This window comes from Brevibacillus daliensis, from assembly GCF_021245735.1.
GTDB classification, from domain to species: domain Bacteria; phylum Bacillota; class Bacilli; order Brevibacillales; family Brevibacillaceae; genus Brevibacillus_B; species Brevibacillus_B daliensis.
Map to the genome: position 1 here is coordinate 1 of NZ_JAJISB010000050.1, position 11,353 is coordinate 11,353.

Here is an 11,353-nt window from a genome sequence, read left to right on the forward strand (position 1 = left end):
AGTGGCAAACCCCTTGCGCAATAGCTGCAAGGGGTTTTTGCTATGAGGGGGCAAAATCGAGGTTTATCATGATTAGTCTTTTTGCCCCCTTAGAAAAAATGTTTTGAGTGTGTTTTTCAAAGCGGTTTATGGAATCTGTTTCAATTGTTTTACTTACATGGGAATAGACATCTGATGTAACTTGCATTGAACTATGCCCCAAAGCCTCTTGAATAAATTTCATTTCTACTTTTGACTCTAACATTAGAACTGCATGAGTATGACGTTTACTTCTCATAAATCAGGCTGATATAGTTTTCAAATTTCTCCATTGAATCTTCTTCGATTTTTTTAGAGATGTGGCGTATACATCTGAGTTTACCAAACATGAGGTGAGCTTGTTTGTGTGATCGAGAATATCCCGTTTGACGAGTGCAGGTATTGTTCTCATTTCAAAGGTGAAGACAAGAACAGGGGGGAGGTCATTATAAATGCAGTCTTGCTTTGCGGGTAGCTGCTTAACACATCGGTAACTGAAAAAAAGAGATGCTCCTGATAAGGAGCAAACATCTTATCTCACCAATATTCATTACGATTCACAAGAAGTTCAACTAGATCGATGAGTGTGTTTCCAACAGTAACGGGGTCTTCTAACATGTGAAAGTAGCCCCCCGTAATAGAGGAGGTGATCCATCCATTTTCTTGTGCTTCTTTTCGAAATGGATCATATTTCTCGGAGAATGAGAAGTGCAGTAAGGCACAAGGAGCTTCTGGCCAGCTAGGTGAGAAGGGTATTTTTTCTTCTTATACTGCAAGTGGCATTGGTACCAAATCATTTACGAATTGTTTATGAGTGTTCTGATCTGAAATAAAGTCCTGAAACTGATCTTCTTTCCATAACGGCATGAAACCCTCGATAGCTGCACTGCGAAACTCTTCTGCTTCATAGGGAGTAGAGAATTGATCAAGTCTGCTACCGTTGTTCTTCGGAATGATTGCATCTACAAAAATATAACCAACCACATTATGGAGGAGAAAGTGAGTAGGCGATGTAAGAAGTGAACCTGTGGAATATTATAGCACGTATGTTTCTCAGAGTGCTTTTGTCAAAGCAGTAAAGGGAAAAGTAATAAATGAAACTGCAACTAAGACAGGACTTATTAAAGGATTAGAATATTTCGGATTATCTGCAAGTAAAAAGAATTCTTCTTTAACATTTGGAGAAATTAAATCACAATTATATAATAAGGATAGTTGATTTACTAATTGGCTTTACAAGAATTATTCTAGACTATACAAATAAAAGAGGCACGTTCAAAAATAAATAAGGTTTGATAGAATAACTTGCTTCGATATTGCACCCGAGTGATGCTTTTTCTTATTAAATTTCCTTTAATATAGTACTTTATATGCCAATTTATGGTAATGTAATTCTAAATTGTAAAGGAGGTTTTGATATGAAGATTAAAAAGATTCTACTATCAGCGTTTGCTGTAGTAAGTTTGTTGTCCGTTTCTCAGTCAGCTTTCGCAATGCAGGAGGCTGAAGCCTATATTCCTCGCGAGTTCCATGATCCACTGAGTGATTGCTAAAGAAAGAGCGTTTTCTCCTAAATGTTAATAAATTATTTTAATACTTTAGAAAATGCACCTTAACCGGTGCTTTTTTCTTTTGCAAAACAAACACAAACAATCGGAGGCGAGGTGAATGTAGTGTCAATCAACTGAGGAGCAATTAGGCAGGAGTATGAAACAACCGATACAACACTGTCGGAACTTGCTGATAAGCATGGTGTAAACTATCCGACAATCAAGAGTAGGAAGCAGAGACAAAGGTGGGGAAAGGATGTATGCAACACATTACAAAAAGATGCATCCAATCAAAAAAGAGCTGGAGCATCAGAAGGAAACCAAAACGTTGTTGGGAATGGAGCGCCAAAAAATGTTGATTTAACGAGGATTTATCAATCTAAATAATCTTAATAAAACGGTTGTATATTATTCGTACACGTGTTCACGAGTGGGAGCGTAACCAATATATGTCATTGTAAGAAGTGGCAAACCCCTTCGCCTTGAACTGTGAGCCGTTAGATGGACAATTTGAAAAAAAGTGCCACTCTCGCGGGTCACAGTTCAGTTCATCCGTTGGAGGGATTTTTATTAATTGATTCTGAATGCTAGAAAGTTGAACATCGCTCATAGATATTCATCATTTAGCATTCTTTGGTCTATCTAATATTTCTTCCAGATGATATTTGTTCGTTTAATTTCTTTTTGTATTTCTCAATTAGATTATTTTTTCCAAATGTAACCGATGAAAGAAAGTTAAAAAGGAGATAGCGACTATACGGGATGTTTTTACTCTCGTTATAGAAATTTTCAATCAAAAGATTCACCTATCTTTGGAGGGGGTTTTTTATGTTAATGTATTATATGATAAAACCATTTATGAGACGATGTTTTCATTATGTGAGAAACTATGAATGGAGATCAAGAACCTACAGTACATGGTGAAAAGGAACAATTTTTAGGGTAAGAATTGTTTCTAGGGAGTATCTTTAATTTAAACAATTTTTTGATTAGTGGGAAGGTATCGATGGTTGTCTTTTTATTAACCTAGCTAAAATTATACTTCTATGTGCTAAGTAACTCTAAGCAACTTTATATGAGATCGTTGAACCACTTTTCTTGTTAAGATGGATTTTTTAGAGTCGGATTCCTCATCCTAATTTTCAGTGACGATACTCCGCTTAATTTCAAAAATTGTCTATTTTCAATGATCCAATCAGTTGAAAGTATTAAATACTATGAAAATTTGGTGAAGTAAACCACAATTATTACTGCTATAAAGTTTGGTAGTCCGAAAAGTGCGAACCGAAGCATCCATTTACTTCTATTTCGCCTGTCTTCATTTGTTTCTATTGCATAGTTAGCTCGTAAATTATCACCACTGACTAATAATCCAGAAAAAATCATTGATAATAATATACTTAAAGCACCGATTCCTCCAGAAATATTAACGATAAGATAGATGTCATTAAATATTGTAGCAAGTAAGACGGTGAAAAGTAAAAGTGCGAAGCCCGTATATAATGAACGTAGCACTTAATTTAACCTCCTTAGAAAATGCAAATCATGTCAGTTAACTACCGTGATATTGTTATACTTCTAATTTATTTGATTTACAAAGGTAAAGTCCCAAGTTGAACTAAAAGTATTTCTTTTAATCGTTTCTTTCATTGTTGCTCCTATATAACCAGGAACGGCAGGTATCCAATTTGTTGGGGCTGGGTAATCAAAGGAATTTGATGTTAGATTCCAAGATTTATTTTGTGTGACATATTGTCCAATAGAGCTCTAAATCCAGTTGTTTCTAAAGTTACTTTGCGATCAGAAATACTGTATTGAGAACCTTGAATATTCCATTGTCCACTAGCACTTACGAGAAGGTAATGGAGTTTACCATTTTTATCATTATACTTATCCAAGTAAATTGTCGATTATGCTTCAACTCCTTTGGTGCTGTCCCAATTAGAGTCGCTCTTTGAAGTATCTTAGGAAACTACAAATTTGGTAGTGCATATGATTCAATTCTATTTCGTGCACCATCCTCTGCAACTTGCAGAAGCTGGGAAACATCAATTCCTTAAAGGAAAGTTTTTCTATGTTGAGGTTTTTTGATTGACTGGAAGGAGTTGCAATTAACATATCACTTTTATTAACTTTTGCCATTTCATATAAAATAATAAGGTTTGTAATTTCTTCGTTCGACTCAATTATTTTTCTTTCATTAACATTGTGAATATCAATGGACGTTTGTGCAAAAGAACTACCAACTAAAAGAGATGATACTAATGTAAAGATAGAGAAGAGTGAAAGGTTTCTTTCTTCATACAGTAACCCATTTCAATCTTATTGTCGTAAAAATTATATAACTTAAAATTACAATATAAAATACTTATTTGTCAACAAATGTAAATTATAAAGGAATTATTTATAATATTTATATAAAAAATAGTCTGAACGTGACATGTACGTATCCAGTGTACAATAATGACCATTCAACTTGAATGGCATATTGTATAGTGGATATGTAGAGAAGAAACTGACATCTTGGAGTGCGGTTCACTGTGGTATCACTGTAGAACTCCATTTCCTTAAGTCATCCATATATAGGTGTAGTTGATCTGGATCGATATATAAAACTAGGAAGAGAGTATAACCCGAAGAAACGATGATTTACTATAACCAGAAATTTCAACAGATCAAACTGAAGAACGACGATGAGGATTTCTGGTGGATACCAGTTTATGACAAGGTGAAAATTGAAAAGAACTAATAAAAGATCGCCTTGGAAATTGGAGGTCTTTTGCATATAATTGAATGCTAAAGCATAGTGTGCTACCGTTTTCTGATATACCCTACACAGTATTTCAAATCACCAAATAAACACCTACAAATTCATGAACTCTTATTAAATGATATGAAAAGCGGATTGATCAAAATGTTGATTTAACGGGGGATTTACCAATAAAATAATATTATTTCAATATTTAAAAATCTTTACATTTTTATCTGAAAAGCACTCGTTTTCATTTTCCTGTAAATCAAAACCGTTATATATAAAGATCGACTATTATTTAAAATCTAACATTAAGATATTAATTGATAACTTTTATAAAATATAATACTATATTATAAAATGAAATAGTCGAAATCTGTCTTGTTTTGTCTAATGATATATTAATATAAGGAGTATTATGCAATTGAATAATAAAAGTAATAAACACACCAAAAAAAGTAAATTTTTCAAGATAACCATGATTGTAATCACTGTCTTGATTGCAGGAACATTTCTTTTTACGAGTTTAATAAAGCCTCCAAGTATTCCACAAGACGATGTAAATATTAATTTAAATGAAATTGCATTTCTACCGCCGGATGGTAATGCAGATGATATGTTTATAGGCAATGGTTTGCGAGCTCCTGAGGGCTTTACAACTGAAGACAGAAAAGAACAATTTTATACTTTTCTATTAGTTGGCTTGGACGGAGGTATTAATACAGATACTATAATGGTAGCTTCTTATGATGGAATTAACAAAGAATCAAACATTATAAGTATTCCGCGTGACAGTAAGGTAAATGTTAAGCGTAAAGTTAAGAAAATAAACGCCGCATATCCAGCTGGTACTCTATATGGAGGTGGAAAAGAGGGAGGTATTGAGCAGTTAAAAAGGGAGGCTAAAACAATAATAGGGTTTGTTCCAGATTTTTATGTTAGCGTTGATCTTGATGCGTTTGTTAGAATAGTGGACGCTGTTGGTGGAGTAGAGGTTGACGTACCATTAGATATGAAGTATGACGACCCAACACAGGATCTACATATTAATCTAAAGCAAGGAAAACAACACCTAGATGGTGAAGAGGCCTTATTATTTGCACGCTACAGAAAAGGTAATAATGGTCATAATATTATCAGTGATTATCAGCGTATTGAAAATCAACAGGTGGTCATCAAGGCAATACTTGATAAATTGATAAAACCGGAAAATATATTAAAGATTCCTGAATTTATTGAAATATTTACTGATAGTGTAGATAGCGATATTAAACCAGAAAATATGTTATGGTTTGCAAGTCAGCTTAATAAAATTAAAGGAACAGAAGCGCTATCAACCTATACTCTACCTACCGCCGGTACAAGTGGTCTACCTATGTACTATGAATATTTGGACAAGGACGCAATTGTTGAACTTGTTAAAAAAACAATAAACCCTTATAAAAAGGATATTGAAGCACATGATTTAGACATTATTGCTGGAGATTAAAAATCCATTATAATTATATTGAACTGTGACCCTCTTGCGGGTCACAGTTCAGAGGGCACTGGCTATATTCACTGTAAACTTAAAAAGAATATTGAAATTAACGGATTAAAAACAAAATAATAAACCGATGAAAATGGTAAAAAAGACGACTCTTACATTCAAGAAATGAATTTGAGCCGTCTTTTTTGATGCAGCTATTTAATTCCTTCGGAAAATCGTAAGATTTTCAGTGCCCCCATATTAAAAGGTGGTCTTTTGTATATTATAGGAACCCTAGGCGTATGAGCTAATTGCCCCCATTCCTGCCCCCATATATATGAAGAAACATGTAATGGTACGAAAAAAACCACAGTACAGATTACTGATTTAACTGGGTTTTAACGTAGTCGTGATAAGCAATGAAATACGGGCGCTTGTTCCGCACACGCGTCCACGAGTGGGAGCGTAATCAATATATGTCACGGTAAGATGTGTCAAACCCCTTGCGCCTGTAGGTGTGAGGGGTTTTTAGTTGTTGTGGGTGATTGATTCTTTTTAGCGCACCCACAATATCATCCACAAAACACCCACAAATTTTTTGCTTCTCATAAATTTTGCTAATATAGTTTTCAAATTTCTTCATTGAGTCCACTTCGATTTTTTTAGAGATATGTGCGTACACATCAGAAGTGATTCGTAGGCTACCGTGCCCAAGTCGCTCCTTCTGTGGATAAACCGATCTTAGTTTTGGATTTCGGTCATGGCGGAAGCGATCCTGGGGCGCACAACGGCAGTCTAAAAGAGAAAGATTATGTACTCAAGATCGGTATGGAAGTACACAAAATCTTGTCAGCTGAGTACAACGTAAATGTACATCTTACCCTTCTGATGACACTTTCGTTTCTTTAGGAGATCGTGCAAAGTTAACTAACCGACTAGGAGAAAAACTGCCTTTAAGCTTACACCTAATTTCATTGAAGCCTGATTCTAACGGCTTTGATTCATATGTTTACCCAGGTCATTCAACTAGAAAAACGGGGAAAATTCGAGATATCATCCATGACCAGATAACCAGTGTGGTAAAGGAATACGGCATTCGTGATAGAGGCAAGCAAGAGAAAGACTTGCAAGTCCTACGTGATACTCACATGGATGCTGTTTTGCTAGAGTACCTGTTTATTTCAAATCCAACAGAGTCTGCACTATTGCGTGACGATCAATTCATAAACAAAGTGGCTCGTGCCACAGCAGAGGGGATTGCTAAAGCCATGAATCTATCAGAAAAACAAACCAATGATCACTGGGCAAAGCCAGACCATGACGAGCTTATGGCTGCTGGCATTATTAATTCAGATCATTCACACGAGTTGGACAAGCCAATCAGCTGGGGAGCAACTTTATCAATCTTAAATCGCATTAGAAAAGGGGAGAAGTAGTATGAAAAAATAAGGTAATGTTGTAGTTTTTGTTGCAGGGTTGTTGGGTGCTGCTAAATTGCTGGCCGAGACACTTGGATACAGCGTTATCTCAGATGACCAGATCAATGCAATTGCAAATGGTGTAGCTGCATGTGCAGCAGTGTTGGCAGCTACACTGAATAATTTTAAAAACAAAACCGAGTAAAGCAAATCCCTCCTTCGGATAAAACCGTTGGAGGGATTCTCCTAAATAATATAGTATTAATATTCGAATCCTATTTGTTCTTACTAGAGACAATCTCCATTAATTCTTCTTCATTTATCGATGGGATGTTTTTTTGTTCCCATACGTCATTAAAAATATTTGAATTACTTAAAGATCTTTTATTTTCAGCTTTAAACAATTGATTTGATGTTATTGAGGTTACGGTGTTTTTTTGGAAATTTTCATCATATTCGCTGTGCAAAAACAATAGATAATTTCCTTGCGAAATTTCCACATTTTTTTCATCAAAGAGATAGGCAATATTTTCACCAATAGGAGTAGTGACTCCAACTAATTGGAAAAGTTCAAGTGTATCCCCTTCTGATATTTCTTGTTCTGACGAATTCGAATAAAGTTTATTTATTTTGATCTTATAGACGTGGAAAACTGTTCTATTAAATTTTTCTACAGTGTAGTTATTATCAATCTCAGCGTTAACAATTAAATTCGCATCTTCTACAATTTCTTCAGTTGATTTAAAAGATTTAGCAAGTGCGTGTCCATGTGAAGATGTAGCACTATTAATTTCGCTATATATGAAAGAAGAACTTAATCCTACTGCTAATGCTAATACAGTGATTACAGTATAAACTTTTTTCATTTTTTTAAGCTCCTTTTCAATTAATATTTTGGATATAAATCTCTTAAGTCATCTTTATCATAATTTGTTGGACCATACATATTACTACTCCAAATATCGTCATAATCCATAATAGAATCAGTCCACCAATCATCATTATGTGCTAGACCAAGTGTATGCCCAAATTCATGAATTTATAGTTTTACTCTATCATGTTTAGCAAAATCTTCCGTAGTCCCTCTAATTATTGCGATTTCACCATAAACATATGTACCAGTAGTTGGTTTCCCTTTATTATTATACGAATATCCATAACCATAAATGTTTCGTTTAATATAGTATTGATCAAGTAGAGGAAAGCGATTAATGCTAACCAATCCTAAAACTCCAAGCTGTTCAACTCCTTATGACTTATTTATATTAAAGTTGTACAAAGTACAATGATTATTTTTAATATTTTGAAAGTTTTTTTATGTAATAAACTCGCACCTTTTTTATTTGGATAGTGATGTGTGACAAAATAAAATAGTTCGATACAAATAATTTAGCATTCTCTGAATTGACTATCAGTATAGAATGAAAAGTAGTATTATTTTAGTAGTCCTATTTTACTATATCTAAAGAAGGGAGAACGAAACAATGAAAATACTAAAATTCTTTGGATGGATTTTTATACCATACATAATGATTATTTTTCAATGGAATAAGATCGGTAAAACTGGAAAAACGTTCGGTTCAGCGTGGGCAGTCATCGCACTGATCGTAGTAATTACAAATGCTAATGATGATAAAACTAAGCCTGTTGCTTCAGTGGATAGCGCAAAAACAACAACTGCAACTGCGGCGGAATCTCAGCCCGCACCTGCACCAAAACCAGTGGAACCATCCATAGAGGACCGTATCAATAATAGTATTATTGAAGCTGTGAAAGACAAAACGAATATGGATAAAGATCGTATTGTCGAGCTACAGGTAAACGATCATGCAGGGACTGCAAAAGAAGGAGATAAAATTGTCATTGCTAAGATGAACGCTGACGAAAATCTCACAAACAGCATGGTCAGACATGGGATACTAATGCAAAGTGATGACGTATTCAAAGTGCTTTTCAGTATACCGGAAGTAGAGGAAGCAGCGCTATTTTGGCAGCTACCAATAACAGATGCATATTGAAAAACAGAGGATGGAGTTGTTCTAAAAATCACCTTAACAAGGGAAATATTTGAGAAAATAAATTGGGAAAACTTTATTCGGGAAAACTACCCGAAAATTGCTGATACTTATTGGGAGCATCCTGCATTTAAACAATAACAATATTCATAATTTGGAAAGAGAAAGCCCTGACACTCAGTCAAGGCCGAATCTACCGATCTATAAAACCTTAAGAAGGATTTGACAAAATTTTTTGAAAGAAGTAATGGGAACGAATTTAGATTCAGAGGTTAGAAGCGAATTAGCATTTAATATGTGGGGGATATGGTAGTATTTATTGAATTCATTTAATTCTTGGAGGAAGATTAGATGTTCAAGGGAAAATGGTTGGTAATGGCAATATTCATCATGTTTGCATTTCTAGTGAGTGCTTGTTCCGGAAAGGAGGCTGCATTGACCAGCGGTATTTTGGGTCATTGGGTGCAAGAATCAGATGATCCTAAGTATCCTGACATCCATTACTATATTAGCCAAGACAAGATTATCGTGCTGCAAGAAGGTGAGGCGACGGAACACAAGTATAAAGTGCAGGAGAAAGATCTCGATTTCAATCGAATCAAAATCCTTTTAGATGACAAGTCGACAAGGGAAATTACGATTGACGACCCAAACCAAAAAAAGACGCTGCAAGTCGTAAAAGAATTTGAAGACATCATCCTAATAAATGTGCGTGTCGATCAAATTTGGACATACGTGGATGAAGTTCAAACGATTGGGGATCCGAAAGCAACGGCTATCTCTCTGGTGGACGACATGTACAACAAGAAAGATGCGTTGAATGTGCCACGTGATGAGTTTAAAAACAAGATGACAAGCGAAATCTTTGCGTTTACATGGAAAGCTGAAAAGATTACCGCTAGAACCGAGATTTTCAAAGGAAAAGAAAAAGATAATCTGCTCACATTTGAAGCTGTCATCCACGATGAAAAGGTAAAAATGGCTTCCCTCCATCTTAAAGAGACGAATGATGTTGAAAGTCATATGAAAAATTCAATCGCCCTGTTAGGGTTTTTGAAAATGACAATGCCTGATGTGGAGATTGAGGAGGCGACAAAATGGTCCAGCGATGCCTTGAAAAAACTAAGAGAGGAAGAAGATCAAGCGCTTCATCTTTCTCATAAAGGAAAACATTACGATTATTATTATGATAAAAATAATAAGGAAATTGTTCTCAAAGTAGTAGACGATAAGACAAAAACAGCGAAGGATGAACCAAAGGATTCAACTCAGAAAATTTATGCGATTCCGCCTTATGAAGGAGTGGGAATGTCGCTGAGTGATTTCAAGTTCTATTTTGTTGATGAAGAACCTATCAACATAAATGGAAAGGAAGTAAAAATCGCTCTTGATTTTACAGAAGAACGCGATCAAAGTGGGAAGGCAATCAACGTGGGCAGAAACAAACGCAACGATATCGTGCTCACGCTGGTAGGCCGATCGGAAAATGTGAAGATCGCAGAATTGAAGATACACGCAAACGTCCCGTATGAAGAAAGAGTTGAGTACATGTTACAGTTTGCGTCGATCAGCACGGAACACGGTCTGAACAAAACAATGAAAGCCGCCATGACTGATAAGGAAGTAATTGACTGGTTAAACAAAGCAATCCCGCTGCTGTTTGAGAAGGGAGAAGTCTCGCATATAGTGGTAGGTGAAGACGTGCTGGCAACAGAGCTGCGGGATTCATATTATGTGATATCCTTACGCAAAAATCTGCCGATGAAATGAAAACGATGGTCAAACCTAAACCCTGTCTCTTTTGCGGAGGACAGGGTTTTTTTATACCCTGTTTTCACGGTCCGGTCCGCCGTTCTCTGAAAGCTATAGAAGGGAGTCGCAGAACATAAACGTTTTTTTTGCTAATGGAGAGCGCTCCCTTATTCCTGGCTTTCAAAAGGCAGCCTCTGTTCATGCAAGGGATAATGTGTCAGCGGTAGCCCTTCTTTATAGTACAGAAAGGGGAGTTAGGTCACCCGTTCCAGCTGATCAAATAAAAGAATGATGAGAATTTCTGATGGATACCAGTTCTTAAGGAAGACCGCTCAGATAATGATATGCTCCCCTTTAAGTAGACAGGTTTAATAAATAAA

At 35.6% G+C, this 11,353-nt stretch carries 9 protein-coding genes and 1 pseudogene; 7 read left to right on the plus strand and 3 right to left on the minus strand.

The genetic code is table 11. The annotated features are described in order from the left end of the window. Positions 1-40: 40 nt before the first annotated feature. Entirely contained in the window at positions 41-277 is a 237-nt protein-coding gene (locus LM917_RS23285) for a tyrosine-type recombinase/integrase (protein ID WP_255668558.1), read from the minus strand. Between the two features lie 768 nt (positions 278-1,045). Between LM917_RS23285 and LM917_RS23290 the strand changes: the two genes are divergently transcribed. Continuing rightward, the gene (locus LM917_RS23290; protein WP_232700102.1) at positions 1,046-1,237 is read left to right on the plus strand and encodes a hypothetical protein; all 192 of its coding nucleotides are present in this window, start codon (positions 1,046-1,048) and stop codon (positions 1,235-1,237) included. A gap of 199 nt (positions 1,238-1,436) precedes the next feature. Further along, complete coding sequence (locus LM917_RS24535) at positions 1,437-1,571, plus strand: hypothetical protein (RefSeq protein WP_255668560.1); 135 nt, start codon at positions 1,437-1,439, stop codon at positions 1,569-1,571. A 1,212-nt stretch (positions 1,572-2,783) separates the two neighbouring features. Here the strand turns inward: LM917_RS24535 and LM917_RS23295 are convergent. Further along, complete coding sequence (locus LM917_RS23295) at positions 2,784-3,083, minus strand: DUF5316 domain-containing protein (RefSeq protein ID WP_232700103.1); 300 nt, start codon at positions 3,081-3,083, stop codon at positions 2,784-2,786. 1,661 nt (positions 3,084-4,744) lie between these two features. Here LM917_RS23295 and LM917_RS23300 point away from each other — a divergent pair. The 3 genes and pseudogenes from LM917_RS23300 (at position 4,745) to LM917_RS24540 (ending at position 7,411) form a co-directional block, all read left to right on the plus strand. Beyond that, complete coding sequence (locus LM917_RS23300; protein WP_232700104.1) at positions 4,745-5,809, plus strand: LCP family protein; 1,065 nt, start codon at positions 4,745-4,747, stop codon at positions 5,807-5,809. Between the two features lie 705 nt (positions 5,810-6,514). Continuing rightward, positions 6,515-7,224: pseudogene (locus LM917_RS23305) on the plus strand (N-acetylmuramoyl-L-alanine amidase family protein). Between the two features lie 58 nt (positions 7,225-7,282). After that, positions 7,283-7,411: a hypothetical protein gene (locus LM917_RS24540; RefSeq protein WP_255668561.1), complete on the plus strand. Its 129-nt coding sequence runs from the start codon at positions 7,283-7,285 to the stop codon at positions 7,409-7,411. 70 nt (positions 7,412-7,481) lie between these two features. On the opposite strand, the gene LM917_RS23310 is transcribed toward LM917_RS24540, so the two are convergent. Beyond that, a complete protein-coding gene (locus tag LM917_RS23310) occupies positions 7,482-8,072 on the minus strand; it encodes a hypothetical protein (RefSeq protein WP_232700105.1) in 591 nt (196 codons plus the stop codon). Positions 8,073-8,690: 618 nt separating this feature from the next. Here LM917_RS23310 and LM917_RS23315 point away from each other — a divergent pair. After that, entirely contained in the window at positions 8,691-9,224 is a 534-nt protein-coding gene (locus LM917_RS23315; RefSeq protein WP_232700106.1) for a hypothetical protein, read from the plus strand. Between the two features lie 348 nt (positions 9,225-9,572). Further along, positions 9,573-10,991, plus strand: coding sequence for a hypothetical protein (locus LM917_RS23320; RefSeq protein WP_232700107.1), 1,419 nt, complete (start codon positions 9,573-9,575; stop codon positions 10,989-10,991). Positions 10,992-11,353 lie beyond the last annotated feature (362 nt).